The following is a 16,062-nucleotide window of genomic DNA, read 5'->3' as shown; positions in this document are numbered from 1 at the left end:
CAGCAAAAATAGACAGCAAAGTGACTACCTTTGTAAAAAACTGCTTGTCTTGATGAAAAGCCGTCGAACGATTTATTATGTTTGACTATCTATTTTGACAAATTATGAAATTGATTTGTGTTTTAATGATGCTAGAAGAGGGAGGGCTTATTCATGATGGATACAATATCTGGAGTGGAGAAAAAGCGAATGGAGGAAAAGAGGACGAGTCTGCATCGGATGTCCAGCAAAATGGCAGTGAAGGCACATTCAGTCTTTCTTGAAAAAGGATGGCTGTTTTACATCATTGCATTCTTGCTGTCCAGGGCTGTCATTTTGTCAGTGGTTTCGCCTTTTACCATCGCATTTTTAGCTACCATTTGGTTTATGCAGCGGGATAAAGCTGCTAAAACAATTATTGCTATGCTTGCAGGGGGGCTAAGTCTATCCGTTTCGCAAGGGGTATACGTAGGGCTTTCCATGCTGTCGTTTCTGTTTTTGGCAGGCCTTTGCAAGCATATGAAGAAATTACAATTTTATATACCTTTTTTGGTGTTTGCTGCTATTGCTGTCGCTCGGATCTGTACGTATTCGTTTACAGGAAAACTGACTTCGTATGAATGGATGCTGCTGTCAGTCGAAGGGGTCCTGGGAATGCTGCTAGTATTGATATTTATGCAAAGTGTTCCACTGATATCACCAAAAAGATATAAACCTACCTTAAAAAATGAAGAAATTGTTTGCATAATCATTTTAATCGCTTCCATTCTGACAGGAATGATTGGCTGGGAAATTTACGGTGCTTCTATTGAGCAGGTTTTTTCCCGTTATTTTGTGCTGGTCCTGGCATACATAGGGGGCGCGGCAATCGGTTCCACCGTCGGGGTGGTTGCCGGACTCATCTTATCATTAGCCAATGTGGTCAATATTTATCAAATGAGTCTGCTTGCATTTTCCGGATTGCTTGGCGGGCTGCTGAAAGAAGGGAAGAAAGCCGGGGTGGCGGTCGGTTTACTTGCGGGTACGTTGCTCATCAGTATTTATGGCGGAACAGAAGGGCTGGCGGCATCCTTTGCAGAATCAATTGCTGCTGCCGCCATGTTCCTCCTCACACCGGCAAAATGGTTTCATAAACTGGCTAAATATATTCCGGGTACAGAAGAGAATGCCAATGAGCAGGAGCAGTACTTACAGAAGGTGCGCAATGTTACCGCCAAACGGGTTGAACAATTTTCCGATGTTTTTGAAGCGCTGTCGAAAAGTTTCATGACCGCTGATTCACCTGATCTTGAGGAAAATGAAGCGCGGAAAGAAACCGATTATTTCCTGAGCCGGGTGGCAGAAAAGACCTGCCAAAATTGTTTTATGAAGGAACGATGCTGGCAGCAGCAATTCGATAAAACATATTCCTTATTAGAAAATATCAAAGATGATCTGGTGGCAAATAAACCACCGAATCATTTCACATATAAAGATTTTGCCAGTCACTGCGTCAAATCAAAAAAGGTGCTTGATAAGATGACGGAAGAGGCTTCCTATTTAGAAGCCAACCGTAAATTAAAACAGCAAGTACTGGAAAGCAAACGTCTTGTCGCTGAGCAATTACAGGGAGTGTCTGAAGTGATGGATGATTTCGCCAGTGAAATTTTGAAAGAGAGAGAACATCATGAAAAACAGGAAATGCAAATCATCCACGCCTTAGATCATATGGGGCTGGAGCTTGAAAAATTGGATATCTTCCGTTTGGAAAAAGGTAATGTCGATATCGAAATGAGCCTCTCTTTTTATGATTACCATGGGGAAGGTCCAAAATTGATCGCACCAGTCTTGACGGAAATTCTGCACGAATTGATTGTTGTTAAATATGAAGAGATTTCACCGTTTCCAAATGGATACTCCTTTTTGAAATTCGGATCGGCTAAAGAATTTGTCGTACAAACAGGTATTGCGAATGCTGCTAAAGGAGGGGGCCTCATTTCAGGTGATAGCTACACAACCATGGAGCTGGGTGAAGGAAAATACGCGATGGCTATCAGTGATGGGATGGGCAATGGCAGCAGAGCGAATGAGGAGAGCAGGGAAACCTTGCGCTTGCTCCAGCAAATTTTGCAGACGGGCATACCGGAAAAGGTTGCAATTAAATCAATCAATTCCATTTTATCATTGCGTACAACGGATGAGATGTTTGCGACGCTGGATTTGGCAATGATCAATTTGCATAATGCTCATGCGCGTTTTTTAAAGATCGGAACGGCACCAAGCTATGTCAAACGAGGTGACAGACTGTTTGAAATTGAGGCGAGTAATCTTCCGATGGGGATCATCAGAGAGTTCGAAGTGGATATTGTCAATGAGCAGTTGATGAGCGGTGATATTCTGATCATGATGAGTGACGGTATTTTTGAAGGACCGAAACATGTAGAAAACACAGATATCTGGATTAAGCGCAAACTGAGAGAAATCAAAACAAATGATCCGCAAGAAATCGCTGACCTGCTGCTTGAAGAGGTGGTCCGCACCCAATCTGGAGCTATCGAGGACGATATGACTGTACTCGTTGCCAAAGTAGAGAAACATATACCACAGTGGTCAGCTATCGACATTCCAAGCTGAGCAGCGGGATGGTCCCCAAATCCGGGTATATTCCATTAATTTTTTGGTGATGCTGTTAGTGGAATTTGCCTGGAGGTGGTTTAAATGAAAAAAGGTACGTTGAAACAGATTTTATTGCTGACAGACGGCTGCTCAAATAAAGGGGAGGATCCCTCAGCGGTGGCGGCGTTAGCTTTTGAACAAGGAATTTCTGTTAATGTCATCGGTATTCTGGCGGACGATCAGACTGAACAACCACAGGGGCTTGAAGAGGTTGAACAGATCGCGTTATCAGGCGGGGGAGTAAGCCAGCTCGTATATACACAAACGCTCTCTCAAACCGTACAAATGGTGACCAAACAAGCGATGACACAGACATTGCAGGGATTTGTCAATTCAGAGCTCAAACAAATACTGGGGCCCGGCCAGACGATGGAGGATCTTGCTCCGGATAAACGCGGGGAAATCATGGAGGTAGTGGAGGATCTGGGTGAGACATGTGACCTGGAAGTCGTGGTATTGGTTGACACCAGCGCCAGCATGCGGGACAAGCTGCCGACAGTCAAGGAAGCATTAATTGATTTGTCTATTAGCTTGAACGCACGTATCGGGCGCAACCGTTTTTCCATTTTCAGCTTCCCTGGCCGCAGGAAGGATATCCAGAAGGTGCTTGACTGGTCTCCCGGACTCGACAATATTTCCAGCGTGTTCCCAAAGCTGACAAGTGGAGGCGTTACGCCAACGGGGCCTGCATTGCGCGAGGCGATTTATCAATTTAGTAAAAAGAGCCTGCTAAGGAGCTTCAGGGAAAATGAAGAATCAGACATCGAAGAAGCTTGATATCGCACCGGGGACCCGGATCCGCGGTAAATGGCATCATAATGAATATGTCATCAGGCGCAAACTGGGCAGCGGAGCTATTGGCAGCGTCTATCTATGTACGATTAATCAAAAAGAAGCGGCATTGAAGATCAGTGATAAAAGCACATCGATGATGATGGAAGTCAATGTTCTCAAATCACTGCACAAGGTCCAGGGGGTAAATCTTGGGCCTTCTTTAATGGATGTAGACGATTGGGCCAGCTCAAATGGAGGAACATTCACCTTTTATGTCATGGAGTATATTCGTGGACAAGCCTTACAACATTTTTTACAGCATAACGGCAAAGAATGGATAGGTGTGTTCATGTTGCAGCTGCTGGATGATTTGGAGAAACTGCATCAAGCTGGCTGGATTTTCGGGGATCTGAAAGAGGAAAACCTGCTGGTGGCATCGTCGCCGACAAAACTTCGCTGGATTGATGTCGGCGGAACAACTCAAATTGGTCGCGCGATCAAGGAATACAGTGAGTTTTATGACCGGGGTTACTGGGAAATGGGTACCCGTAAAGCTGAGCCTGGTTATGATTTATTCGCATTTGCTATGGTATTCCTCAGTCTTTGCTATCCAAGACGCTTTGAAAAAGGGAAACATCCACAGCAGCAATTGATGAAAAAGCTGTATGAAGCCCCGGATTTGCGTATGTACAGGCCAGCTTTACAAAAGGCACTGCAAGGGAACTATCAGACTAGCGCACAAATGAGGCAAGAAGTCAGCGAAATCATTCACCATATGCGGCAAAGAAAAGGGAAGCAAGGTAATCGTATGTCTTTATCCTTTACAGGAGAGCTTGTGGGAATTTCTATTATTTCGAGTATATATTATGTGTTTTCACTATTCCTTTCATGAAAAAATGCAGCAGTTACGAAATAATGCATCTTGTGAATCCTGATCATATGATTTTCGGAGAAAAATGGCAGTCCAAATGCTTTTTCGGGCTGATGAATTGCGGTTTAAAAGTCTAATCAAGCCTGTGGATTAGGACAAAAGAGAAAACATTATGATACAATAAAAGTTAATATAATCAAGCACTTCGGAGATGGACAACATGGAACAGGAAGTAACTGCATTTATTGAAAATAAACAGCTTCTTACTGAGAACGCAACCGTTCTGATCGCCGTTTCAGGCGGATCAGATTCCATGGCTTTGCTGCATTATCTATGCATGAAAAGAAAAACGTGGAACCTGCGACTGATCGCTGTGTCAGTAGATCATCAGCTGCGAGGGCAGCAAAGCAAAGAAGACTTGCTGTTTGTCAAAGAAATTTGCAAGGAATGGGATATCGCATTCGCAGGCGGTTCTGTAGATGTCAAGGGGTATAAGCAACTCACCGGCAAAGGCACCCAACAAGCATGCCGGGATCTGCGATATCGTTTTTTCGAGGAACAAATGGAACGCTATGCTGCAGACTATCTGGCCCTTGCCCATCATGGCGATGATCAAGTGGAAACATTGCTCATGCGTCTTGTCCGTGTGGCTGATGCGCAGCAATTCTCCGGAATTCCGCTGAAACGGGAGTTTGCAGGCGGCGAAATCATCCGCCCATTTCTATGTGTCACAAAAGATCAAATCGAGACTTATTGCCATATAAACCGTATAAGTTGGAGATTGGATCCTTCCAATAATGAAACGGATTATACGAGAAATTATTTTCGGAAGTATCTTATTCCGTTGATAAAAGAGAAAAATCATCATATACATAGGACACAGCAGCATTTAAGTGAAACATTGCACGAAGATGAAATGTTTTTGCAGGCAGAGGCTGAAAAAATGGTGAAGTCAGTTGTTCGCTTTGAGGAAAAAGATCTGAAGGCTTCTTTTGAAATCGATACTTTTCTCTCCTACCCAACCGCTTTACAAAGAAGGGTCTATCATCTAATATTAAACTATCTATACCAAAGTCTGCCAAAAAAACTTACATATGTTCATGAGGCGAACTTTTTGGGCTTGCTGAAAAGTAAACAAGGCACAGCCGCAATAGATTTTCCTCAAGGGCTGAGAGTGGAAAGATCTTATCAGCGTGTCACATGTTATTTCCCAGCACAGCAGCTTATTCAAAAATCCTCTTTTCATTATGAATTAACGGTTCCTGGACAAATTACTCTTCCAGATGGGGCAGTCATCATAACAAACTTTGTTGATGACACAAATTCTGAAGATGATTATACATATATTTGCACAACAGATCATATTACTTTGCCGTTGCATGTGCGCACGCGACTGCCAGGAGACCGTATGAGCTGGAAGAAGCTCAATGGCAGCAAAAAAATCAAAGATATTTTCATCGACGAAAAAATTCCTGTCCAGTCACGCAGCACTTGGCCGCTGGTAACCGATGACCAGGGACGTATACTTTGGCTAATAGGTCTAAAAAAAGCAGAGGGCGGAAATCCAACTGCAAATCAATCTATGATTCAAATGCAATACAGAAGAGATACATCATCAGGAGGGAAATAACGGTGCGTAACGAAATCAAGGAAATACTTGTCTCAGAAGAAGAGATCTATGCAAAATGCAAGGAGCTTGGTGAACAGCTGACAAAAGAATATGAGGGTAAATTCCCACTTGTCATTGGTGTTTTAAAAGGTGCATTGCCTTTCATGTCGGATCTGCTCAGACAAATTGACACACATGTGGAAATGGATTTCATGGATGTTTCCAGCTATGGCGGTAAAAGTACAAAGTCTTCCGGAGAAGTTAAAATCGTCAAGGATCTGGATACGAAAGTAGAAGGCCGCGATCTGCTGATCATTGAGGATATCATCGACAGCGGTCTGACACTGAGCTATCTGGTCGACCTGTTCAAGTACCGCAAAGCGAAATCAATCAAGATTGTCACACTGCTGGATAAGCCATCGGGCCGCACCGCCAATATTAAAGCGGATCTTGTAGGATTTGAAGTCCCAAGTGAATTTGTGGTCGGCTATGGGTTGGACTACGATGAAAAGTATCGCAACCTGCCATATATCGGTGTTTTAAAACCAGAAATTTACGGTGGAGAAGAATAATCAATTCAAGCGAAACAAAACAGTGGTGAATACATTTGAAATTATCCTGCAATATTGTGGTAATAATAAGCGATATTAGTTGTAAACCAAGTTTTCACTATGGTACGATACTATATAGTTTTTCCCGTTTGGGAGGAGGTTGGCAATGAACCGGATATTTCGGAATACTTTCTTTTATTTACTCCTTCTATTGGTTGTTATCGGTGTGATTGGAGTATTTAATGGACAAGGTGATCAGGCAAAAGAATATAACGTAAAACAATTTACGCAGGCGTTGGATAATGGCGAAATCAAAAAAATGACGATGCAGCCTTCCAATGGCATCATGCGCATCACAGGTGAGTTGGAGAAGGGAAGCAAGCAGTTTGTTGCTCAAGTACCCGATAACCCTGAGATTGTTAAAGATATAACGCAAAAAGGAATGGACCAAAGTGTCCTGAAGGTCAAAGAAGAAGAAAAACCGAGTGTATGGGTTTCATTTTTGACCGGAATCATCCCTTTCTTGATTTTAGGGTTGTTTATTTTCTTCCTGCTCAGCCAGGCACAAGGCGGCGGTGGCGGCCGAGTGATGAATTTTGGCAAAAGCAAGGCGAAAATGTATAGTGAAGAAAAGAAAAAAGTACGATTTAAAGATGTTGCAGGTGCCGATGAGGAAAAACAGGAGCTTGTGGAAGTAGTGGAATTTCTGAAAGATCCACGCAAGTTCTCTGATTTGGGTGCCCGTATTCCAAAAGGTGTTCTTTTGGTGGGACCTCCTGGTACTGGTAAAACATTGCTAGCGCGAGCTGTTGCAGGTGAAGCCGGTGTACCGTTTTTCTCTATCAGCGGATCTGATTTCGTAGAGATGTTTGTTGGTGTCGGTGCTTCCCGTGTACGTGACTTGTTTGAAAACGCGAAGAAAAATTCCCCATGTATCATCTTTATTGATGAGATCGATGCTGTTGGTCGCCAGCGCGGTGCTGGATTAGGCGGCGGTCATGACGAGCGGGAACAAACACTGAATCAGCTGCTTGTTGAGATGGATGGTTTTGGCGGAAATGAAGGAATCATTATCATTGCCGCGACAAACCGCCCTGATATATTAGACCCGGCATTGCTGCGTCCGGGACGTTTTGACCGTCAAATTACCGTAGACCGTCCGGATGTCAAAGGCCGTGAAGCTGTACTTAAAGTGCATGCAAGGAACAAACCACTGGATAAATCAGTGGATATGAAAACAATTGCGATGCGCACCCCTGGATTTTCCGGTGCCGATTTGGAAAACTTACTTAATGAAGCCGCTCTGGTAGCTGCGCGGCAAGACAAGAAAACAATTGGTATGCTGGATGTGGACGAGGCCATCGATCGTGTAATTGCTGGTACTGCCAAGAAGAGCAGAGTCGTATCTGAAAAAGAACGCAATATCGTCGCTTACCATGAAAGTGGCCACACTGTCATCGGCATGGTACTCGATGATGCAGACATGGTCCATAAGGTAACCATCGTACCACGCGGCCAGGCTGGCGGTTATGCTGTCATGCTTCCTAGAGAAGATCGTTACATGATGACGAAACCGGAGTTGATGGATAAAATCACCGGACTGCTTGGCGGCCGTGTATCAGAGGAAATCAATTTCGGAGAAGTCAGCACTGGCGCTTCCAATGACTTTGAACGGGCAACAGGTATTGCTCGTAAAATGGTTACAGAGTATGGGATGAGTGATAAAATCGGTCCGACTCAGTTTAGTGGCGGAGGCGGTCAGGTATTCCTTGGACGCGATATTCAGAATGAGCAGAACTATAGTGACACCATTGCTTATGAAATTGATAAGGAAATGCAAAAAATTATCAATGACTGCTACAGTCGTGCAAAAGAAATATTGCTTGAACATAAAGAGCAGCTTGAACTGATCGCGAAAACATTGCTCGATGTGGAAACGCTGGATGCCAAGCAAATCAAATCATTGTTTGATGAAGGTGTACTTCCAGAGCCGGAATATGACAGCGACCAAGCTGATGGTGATGTTAAAGTTAATATTCAGTCGAAAGAAGACAACGAATCTCCTGAATCCTATGAGACAGCAAAGAAAAAATCAGATGCTAAACTGTCACAAGATAAGGAAGACGAGTCTGAGGAAGAAGGATTGAATAAAATCACCAAGGGATTGGAAGACTTGAATAAAGGCTCCGATAAAAACAATGATGCTAACGAAGATAAAAAAGAATAATCGTTTTCTGGTATAGCAAGGCAAAAAAGCAGTCTGTATGATGACAGGCTGCCTTTTTTGTGTCCAATATTAACGGCATTTTAAGGAGTGTAGAGCCGCAGCAGTATTTACCAAGGCATGGCAAGTGCCAAGGTTTTCTAATCAAATGGTGATTGTGGTATATTAAAGTTAAATTGATGCGGAAGGTTTGATGAAATGATTTTTGTGATAGATGTGGGAAACACCAATACGGTGCTTGGTGTTTTTCAAGATAGTGTATTAATTCAGGAATGGCGTATCAAAACCGACCGGCATAAAACGGAAGATGAATATGCAATGCTGATTAAATCTCTTTTTACCGACAAAGAACTCACCTTTCATGATATGGACGGCATTATTATCTCGTCTGTGGTACCGCCGATTATGTTCGCACTTGAAAAAATGTGTAAAGATTATTTTTACATTGAACCCCTGATCGTTGGAGCCGGCACGATCCAGAACCAATTGAAAATGAGATATCCAAATCCCTCTGAAATCGGGGCGGACCGTATTGTGAATGCTATCGGGGCAATTGAAGAATACGGCTCTCCATTGATCATCATCGACTTTGGTACTGCAACAACGTATTGCTATATCAATGACAAACAGGAGTACCACGGCGGTGTGATCGCGCCAGGCATCAATATTTCCATGGATGCACTGTACCGTAACACAGCTAAACTGCCGAAAATAGAATTGGAGGCTCCTCCCAGAGTAATCGGAAACAATACAATTGAAGCAATGCAGTCAGGGATATTTAACGGGTCAGTTGCACAGGTAGACGGCATTGTAAATCGCATGCAATCCGAGATGGCAACGGATGCGAAGGTGATTGCCACGGGTGGACTTGCTCCATTGGTTTCAGCAGCATCCGAAACGATAGATGTTGTCGATACTTTCCTCACTTTGAAAGGACTGTACTTGATTTATCAAAATAAAATGTCACAGCAATGAATGAGAAGGAGCGTTGAAAATGGCAAAAGATTATTTGATTAAAGCAACAGCATTTGAAGGCAAAGTACGTGCATATGCCATCACATCGACACATACAGTGTATGAAGCGCAAGAAAGGCTGGATACTTGGGCGACCGCTACGGCGGCACTTGGAAGAACATTGACCATCACTGCCATGATGGGAGCCATGCTCAAGGGGGACGATAGCATCACGGTTAAAATCGAAGGCGGCGGACCAATCGGAGCCATCGTCACTGATGGCAATGCAAAAGGGGAAGTACGAGGCTACGCAGTCAATCCGCATGTCGATTTCGATTTAAATGAAAAAGGCAAATTGGATGTGGCGAGAGCCGTTGGTACGGATGGTACGCTAAGTGTTGTGAAGGATTTAGGTCTGAAAGATTACTTCACTGGCCAGGTACCAGTTGTTTCCGGAGAGATTAGTGAGGACTTCACCTATTATTTCGCGAATTCAGAGCAGGTTCCTTCAGCGGTCGGCGCTGGTGTGCTTGTCAATCCGGATCACAGCGTCCTGGCTGCAGGTGGGTTTATTGTTCAGGTGATGCCGGGAATTGAGGAGGACATGGTTACTCGGCTTGAAGAACAAATCCAGGCATTTCCTCCAATTTCGACACTTATCCGGGAAGGAAAAACACCGGAAGAAATATTGGAACGTTTATTTGCTGGAGAAACTTTCAAGATACACGAGAAAATGCCTGTCCGTTTCCAGTGTAATTGTTCAAAGGAACGTTTCCAGAATGCTATTCAGGGTCTTGGCAATGAAGAAATCCAAAGCATGATTGATGAGGATCATGGAGCTGAGGCGGTTTGCCATTTTTGTAATGAAAAATACCATTTTACAGAGGAAGAACTGGAAGCATTGAAAAACTGACTGGCTGGGCCACATATTGATATGACGGACTGTAATAAGTTTCAAATAAAGCTTATAGGTTGACATTTTTAGAGGTATAAGCGTACATTATAAATAAACTTATAAGAATAGTAGGAATTAGAATCTAGGAGGGTTAACATGCGTGTAGCAGATAACATTACTGGTTTGATTGGCGAAACGCCTATTGTGAAATTGAAGCAGACTGATAAAAACAGTGCCGATATTTATGCAAAACTGGAATTCTTCAACCCGGGAAGTTCGGTAAAAGATCGAATTGCATTGGCTATGATAGAAGCTGCTGAAGAGAGCGGACAACTCCAGGAAGGTAATACTATCATCGAACCGACGAGCGGAAATACTGGTATAGGTCTGGCGATGGTTGCTGCCGCAAAAGGCTATCGGCTTGTTGTTGTGATGCCGGATACAATGAGTCAGGAACGCCGTAACATACTCAAAGCATATGGTGCTGAATTGATTCTTACCCCCGGAGCAGAAGGTATGAAAGGTGCAATTGGCAAGGCAGAACAATTGCAGAAGGAAAAAGGTTATTTCATGCCGCAGCAATTTAATAACGAAGCAAATCCTGAAGTTCATGCTCGTACAACAGGCAAGGAAATCGTGCAACAGATGGAAGATGGGCTTGATGCTTTTGTTTCTGGTATTGGAACAGGTGGTACGATCACTGGTGCGGGAAAAGTGCTGAAAGACCACTTCAAGGATATCCAAATATATGCTGTAGAACCTGAGGATTCCGCAATTCTTTCCGGTGATAAACCGGGACCGCATAAAATTCAGGGCCTTGGTGCCGGTTTCGTTCCGAAGACATTGGATACGTCGGTTTATGATGAAGTGATCCGTGTAAGTAATGATCAGGCGTTTGAAACAACCAGAGATGTAGCGAAGTCGGATGGGGTACTTGGTGGTATTTCGGCAGGTGCTGCGATTTATGCCGCCAGGAAAGTAGCCAAGGAACTGGGAGCTGGCAAAAAGGTGCTTGCTGTTCTTCCAGACAATGGCGAACGTTATCTGTCTACGCCTTTATTTCAATTTGAAGACTAGGCATCATGTGCAGCAGAAAATCTGTGATATGAAACTTAAATGATCGCCGGTATAAATAGCGGCGATGGGAAATTATCTTCCATTGCATTTCAAATATCAGTTTTCTAACGTTACAATATTCTGGCTGGCCATCATGGCCGGCCTTTTTATTGGCTTGGCTGCTTGGTCCCTGCAAGCAAAATCATCGTGACAGCAATTGCCATCTTTGATACGATAGTAACTGAATTAAGAAGAGAAGATATAAAGGGCGGTTGTGCAATGGAGTTGGCAACAAGGACAAAAACGTTTGACTTATCGTCGAGAACCCATGTGATGGGAATACTGAATGTGACACCGGACTCTTTTTCTGACGGGGGAAGCTATACGACCCTGGATAAAGCGGTACACCAGGCGGAAAAAATGGTATCTGAAGGGGCGGATATCATCGATATTGGCGGAGAGTCTACCCGGCCGGATCATCAAGCTGTCCCCCTTGAAAAAGAGCTGGAGCGGGTTATTCCAATGATCCATGCCGTGGCAGAAAAAATAACCTCACCTATTTCGATTGATACGTATAAAGCAGAAACAGCACGGCAGGCAATGGAAGCTGGCGCCCAAGTCATCAATGATATCTGGGGTGCCAAGAAGGATCCAGAAATTGCCGCGGTTGCAGCCGCGTATGATGTACCAATCATTTTAATGCACAATCGAGACAACCGAAACTACACAAATATCATGGAAGATATAAAAAGCGATCTTGCGGAAAGTATAGAAATAGCGATAAAAGCAGGGGTTAAAGAGAAAAGAATTATGATTGACCCGGGCATCGGTTTTGCTAAAACAGGCGCTGATAACCTGGTTGTCATGAACCATTTGGAACAACTGTCGGATCTTGGCTACCCATTGCTCCTGGCTGCATCCCGCAAACGATTTTTAGGAGATATTCTGCAGGCAGAAGCCTCTGATCGTGATAATGGAACAGCCGCCACGACTTGTTTAGGCATTACCAAGGGTGCCCATATGGTACGGGTTCACAATGTGAAGTTGAACAAGGAAATGGCATTGGTGATGGACGCAATACTCGGGAAGGGAGTTGGTATAAATGGATAAAATCATGCTGAATGGCATGTCTTTTTATGGTTACCATGGTCTGTTCCCTGAAGAAAATAAACTGGGACAGCCTTTCATTGCAGATGTAACGCTTTTTCTGGATCTCCGTGCAGCTGGTCAAACAGATGAAATGAATGATTCTGTTGATTATGGACAAGTATACGGGCTTATCAAAGAGCGGGTGGAAGGCGAAGCGAAAAATCTCATTGAATCGTTAGCTGAAGATGTAGCAAGTGATTTATTGCGGTCATTTGAATTGGTGCAAGCATGCAAAGTCAGGATCACCAAGCCCAACCCGCCTATTGCCGGGCATTATGAATCAGTTTCTGCTGAAATTTACAGGGAGCGCCAAAAATGAATATAGCTTATATCGCACTTGGATCCAACATTGAACCACGTCAGGAATTTTTGCAAAAGGCAATCAGTCAGCTGAAACAACATGGAAAAATCAACGTATGCCAATTGTCTTCCATTTATGAAACTACACCGGTCGGTTATGCTGACCAAGGAGATTTTTTAAATATGGTTTTGGAGGTGCAAACATCTTTAGCTGCGGAAGATTTATTGGATGTGTGTCAGGAGATTGAACAGCAGTTCGGCCGGAGGCGTACAATTCGCAATGGCCCGCGGACCATCGACCTTGACATTTTGGCATATAATCAAGAGAATATAAACACGGATAGATTAATTGTTCCGCATCCGAGAATGCATGAAAGAGCTTTTGTACTTGTGCCATTAAATGAGATAGCACCTGATTTGATTTTGCCTTCAGTGAACGAAAGTGTTGCACAACTCACCGGACATATTGCACTTCACCATGGAAAGGAAGTATCCCTATGGAAGCGAAACGGGTTGGGCGAAGAATAAAATCTTATCGGAAGCTGAAACGCTACACCCAGCAGCAGTTTGCCGATCAACTGCATATATCAGTAGGCTTGCTCAGTGCCGTGGAAAGAGGTGCTAAAGAAGCACCTGATGAGCTATTGCAGAAAATCGTTGCAACACTTCAGATAGACAAGCAGGAATTAATTGACGCAGACGGTCATGATGATAAAGGATGAAAGTGTTTAAAAAATCTGTGGTACTGTGTCGGACCGTTCTTTTTAACAGAATGAAGAACCAGCATGATTGAAAAAATTTTATAAGCTTGCTGAGCAAACAGAGCATCAAATGTAAGCATCTTTTCGTGCTTGTTTGAGCAGGAAGAGGAGTATAAAAACCCTTTTTCACTGCATAATTGCATTTCGGCATCGTTGAGACTAGACTATATTGAATGCCAATTTTTTAATAAGGAATAGTAAATGGAGTGATGGACATGTCTGAAGAATTGAATGAACATATGCGGGTCAGACGGGAAAAGCTGGCTGAATACCGTGAGCTGGGTATTGACCCTTTCGGCGGAAAATTTGAACGCACACATCTGGCCAAAGAATTGCTGGAACAATATGACCATATGACCAAGGAGGAAATTTCCAGTAAGGAGCTTCCTGAAGTGACAATTGCCGGCAGGGTCATGACGAAACGCGGAAAAGGCAAGGCTGGGTTTGCGCATGTTCAGGATGCAAGCGGTCAAATTCAAATATATGTACGAAAAGATGCCATTGGCGAGAAAGCCTATGAAATCTTTAAAACAATCGACTTAGGCGATATAATCGGCATCACTGGAGAAGTGATGAAAACCAATGTCGGTGAACTTTCGATAAAAGCTAACCAATTTCAGCTGCTGACAAAATCTTTGCGAGCGTTGCCGGAAAAATATCATGGCCTGAAGGACATTGAACAACGGTATCGTCAGCGCTATTTGGATTTAATTACAAATATGCAAAGCAAGGAAACATTCGTACTGCGCAGCAAAATTATCCAGGAAATGCGCAATTACTTGAATGACCAGGGCTTTCTTGAAGTAGAGACGCCTATGATGCACGGTATTCCCGGGGGAGCGGCTGCCCGCCCATTTGTGACACACCACAATGCATTGGATATTCCTTTATACATGCGTATTGCCATCGAACTTCATTTAAAACGCCTGATTGTCGGAGGCATGGAAAAAGTATATGAAATCGGACGCGTTTTCCGTAACGAGGGTGTGTCTACAAGGCATAATCCGGAGTTCACAATGATGGAGCTTTACGAAGCGTACGCCGATTTCCATGATGTTATGGCACTCACGGAAAACCTAGTTGCTCACATTGCTCAAAAAGTACTAGGTACAGCGAAGATTTCTTATGATGATCAAGAAATTGACCTGACCCCACAATGGACAAGATTGCATATGGTTGATGCAGTCAAGCAATACACAGGTGTTGACTTCTGGGAAGAAATGACCGATGAACGAGCACGGGAACTTGCAAAAGAACATGGTATTGAAATTAAAGAATCCATGACATTCGGACATGTTGTAAACGAATTTTTTGAACAACGGGTCGAAGAAAAGCTTATCCAGCCCACCTTTGTCTACGGGCACCCGGTGGAAATATCTCCGCTGGCCAAAAAGAACAAAGAAGACGGCAGGTTCACGGACCGTTTTGAATTGTTTATTGTCGGTCGTGAACATGCTAATGCCTTCAGCGAATTAAATGACCCAATCGACCAGCGGGAACGTTTTGAAGCACAGGTCAAGGAGCGCGACGAAGGAAATGATGAGGCTCATCTAATGGATGAAGACTTCCTGGAGGCTCTTGAATACGGGATGCCTCCAACTGGTGGCCTGGGTATTGGTATTGATCGACTTGTGATGCTGTTGACGAATTCACCATCCATACGTGACGTATTACTGTTTCCTCAGATGCGTAATAAATAATGTTCAGGTACACAATCTATTCATCCGAAAGGACTGCGCAGCGACTGTTAGCGGGTTGATAGCAGCATTTCTGTTCCATGGATGTATAAATAGCAACAAAATGCAGATGCTTGATTAGAAGCATCTGCATTTTGCTTTAAAGAATAGAAGTCTCTCACATAGCAAGAAGTTTCAGAGCGTGGTGCTGAAATAAGGCTTGGCAATTTTTTAGGTATAGTAGAAATAAGGCTGGAGAAAAAAAGCTGATAAATGCGTAAATACGGAAATAATAATAAACATATATTTCCATTTTTATTTTTAAAAAAGACTTGCATTGTAGGGGAAATCATGATAAATTTATAAACGTTGTTAAAAACAAACCTCATACAGCGCAAGCGATGAAGTGAAATATCATGAAAAAAACATTTAAAAAGTTGTTGACATGATAAGCTGTAAATGGTATGATAATTAAGTCGCCAATTTGAAGCGACAAACAATTTTTCGTTCTTTGAAAACTGAACAAAACGACCAGTATGTCAAGCGAATTCGATGCAAGTCATCGAATGGAAGATGAAAAAACAACCCTGTTTTTTCAATAAAGCAAG

14 protein-coding genes are annotated in these 16,062 nt (G+C 43.3%); all 14 read left to right on the top strand.

The features are described 5' to 3' along the window. Positions 1-153 precede the first annotated feature (153 nt). The 14 genes from spoIIE to lysS all read left to right on the top strand — a co-directional run bounded on the left by spoIIE (position 154) and on the right by lysS (position 15,478). Entirely contained in the window at positions 154-2,592 is a 2,439-nt protein-coding gene (gene spoIIE / locus ACFSMW_RS06200; RefSeq protein WP_390354020.1) for a stage II sporulation protein E, read from the top strand. 84 nt (positions 2,593-2,676) lie between these two features. Further along, positions 2,677-3,411, top strand: a complete 735-nt coding sequence (locus ACFSMW_RS06195) for a VWA domain-containing protein (protein ID WP_390354018.1) — start codon at positions 2,677-2,679, stop codon at positions 3,409-3,411. Next, positions 3,383-4,300: a protein kinase domain-containing protein gene (locus ACFSMW_RS06190; protein WP_390354016.1), complete on the top strand. Its 918-nt coding sequence runs from the start codon at positions 3,383-3,385 to the stop codon at positions 4,298-4,300. Before ACFSMW_RS06195 ends, ACFSMW_RS06190 begins: the two co-directional genes overlap by 29 nt. 199 nt (positions 4,301-4,499) lie before the next feature. Then, the gene (gene tilS / locus ACFSMW_RS06185; RefSeq protein WP_390354014.1) at positions 4,500-5,909 is read left to right on the top strand and encodes a tRNA lysidine(34) synthetase TilS; all 1,410 of its coding nucleotides are present in this window, start codon (positions 4,500-4,502) and stop codon (positions 5,907-5,909) included. Positions 5,910-5,911: 2 nt separating this feature from the next. Then, on the top strand, positions 5,912-6,460 hold the full coding sequence (hpt, locus tag ACFSMW_RS06180; protein ID WP_390354012.1) for a hypoxanthine phosphoribosyltransferase: 549 nt from the start codon (positions 5,912-5,914) through the stop codon (positions 6,458-6,460). Between the two features lie 145 nt (positions 6,461-6,605). Next, a complete protein-coding gene (ftsH, locus tag ACFSMW_RS06175; protein WP_390354011.1) occupies positions 6,606-8,666 on the top strand; it encodes an ATP-dependent zinc metalloprotease FtsH in 2,061 nt (686 codons plus the stop codon). 195 nt (positions 8,667-8,861) lie between these two features. Further along, entirely contained in the window at positions 8,862-9,638 is a 777-nt protein-coding gene (locus ACFSMW_RS06170) for a type III pantothenate kinase (RefSeq protein WP_390354009.1), read from the top strand. Positions 9,639-9,657: 19 nt separating this feature from the next. Beyond that, on the top strand, positions 9,658-10,530 hold the full coding sequence (gene hslO, locus ACFSMW_RS06165) for an Hsp33 family molecular chaperone HslO (protein WP_390354007.1): 873 nt from the start codon (positions 9,658-9,660) through the stop codon (positions 10,528-10,530). Between the two features lie 138 nt (positions 10,531-10,668). Then, the gene (gene cysK, locus ACFSMW_RS06160) at positions 10,669-11,589 is read left to right on the top strand and encodes a cysteine synthase A (protein WP_390354005.1); all 921 of its coding nucleotides are present in this window, start codon (positions 10,669-10,671) and stop codon (positions 11,587-11,589) included. Positions 11,590-11,847: 258 nt separating this feature from the next. Next, positions 11,848-12,678, top strand: a complete 831-nt coding sequence (gene folP / locus ACFSMW_RS06155) for a dihydropteroate synthase (RefSeq protein WP_390354003.1) — start codon at positions 11,848-11,850, stop codon at positions 12,676-12,678. After that, the gene (gene folB, locus ACFSMW_RS06150) at positions 12,671-13,036 is read left to right on the top strand and encodes a dihydroneopterin aldolase (protein ID WP_390354002.1); all 366 of its coding nucleotides are present in this window, start codon (positions 12,671-12,673) and stop codon (positions 13,034-13,036) included. Before folP ends, folB begins: the two co-directional genes overlap by 8 nt. Beyond that, complete coding sequence (gene folK, locus ACFSMW_RS06145; protein WP_390354000.1) at positions 13,033-13,545, top strand: 2-amino-4-hydroxy-6-hydroxymethyldihydropteridine diphosphokinase; 513 nt, start codon at positions 13,033-13,035, stop codon at positions 13,543-13,545. Before folB ends, folK begins: the two co-directional genes overlap by 4 nt. Further along, positions 13,515-13,739 carry a helix-turn-helix domain-containing protein gene (locus ACFSMW_RS06140; protein ID WP_390353998.1) on the top strand — a complete coding sequence of 75 codons (225 nt, stop codon included), beginning with the start codon at positions 13,515-13,517 and terminating at the stop codon, positions 13,737-13,739. Before folK ends, ACFSMW_RS06140 begins: the two co-directional genes overlap by 31 nt. 254 nt (positions 13,740-13,993) lie before the next feature. Beyond that, positions 13,994-15,478 carry a lysine--tRNA ligase gene (lysS, locus tag ACFSMW_RS06135; RefSeq protein WP_390353996.1) on the top strand — a complete coding sequence of 495 codons (1,485 nt, stop codon included), beginning with the start codon at positions 13,994-13,996 and terminating at the stop codon, positions 15,476-15,478. The last annotated feature ends 584 nt before the right edge of the window (positions 15,479-16,062 follow it).

The organism is Tigheibacillus halophilus (assembly GCF_042683165.1).
GTDB lineage: Bacteria > Bacillota > Bacilli > Bacillales > Amphibacillaceae > Tigheibacillus > Tigheibacillus halophilus.
Note: the sequence above shows the minus strand (reverse complement) of the source record. Positions and strands in the feature narration are given on the sequence as shown.

Bases quoted from the DNA above. Each gene is read 5' to 3' on its own strand.
- spoIIE (WP_390354020.1), top strand. From the start codon at position 154: ATGATGGATACAATATCTGGAGTGGAGAAAAAGCGAATGGAGGAAAAG.
- ACFSMW_RS06195 (WP_390354018.1), top strand. From the start codon at position 2,677: ATGAAAAAAGGTACGTTGAAACAGATTTTATTGCTGACAGACGGCTGC.
- ACFSMW_RS06190 (WP_390354016.1), top strand. From the start codon at position 3,383: ATGAAGAATCAGACATCGAAGAAGCTTGATATCGCACCGGGGACCCGG.
- tilS (WP_390354014.1), top strand. From the start codon at position 4,500: ATGGAACAGGAAGTAACTGCATTTATTGAAAATAAACAGCTTCTTACT.
- ftsH (WP_390354011.1), top strand. From the start codon at position 6,606: ATGAACCGGATATTTCGGAATACTTTCTTTTATTTACTCCTTCTATTG.
- ACFSMW_RS06170 (WP_390354009.1), top strand. From the start codon at position 8,862: ATGATTTTTGTGATAGATGTGGGAAACACCAATACGGTGCTTGGTGTT.
- hslO (WP_390354007.1), top strand. From the start codon at position 9,658: ATGGCAAAAGATTATTTGATTAAAGCAACAGCATTTGAAGGCAAAGTA.
- cysK (WP_390354005.1), top strand. From the start codon at position 10,669: ATGCGTGTAGCAGATAACATTACTGGTTTGATTGGCGAAACGCCTATT.
- folP (WP_390354003.1), top strand. From the start codon at position 11,848: ATGGAGTTGGCAACAAGGACAAAAACGTTTGACTTATCGTCGAGAACC.
- folB (WP_390354002.1), top strand. From the start codon at position 12,671: ATGGATAAAATCATGCTGAATGGCATGTCTTTTTATGGTTACCATGGT.
- folK (WP_390354000.1), top strand. From the start codon at position 13,033: ATGAATATAGCTTATATCGCACTTGGATCCAACATTGAACCACGTCAG.
- ACFSMW_RS06140 (WP_390353998.1), top strand. From the start codon at position 13,515: ATGGAAGCGAAACGGGTTGGGCGAAGAATAAAATCTTATCGGAAGCTG.
- lysS (WP_390353996.1), top strand. From the start codon at position 13,994: ATGTCTGAAGAATTGAATGAACATATGCGGGTCAGACGGGAAAAGCTG.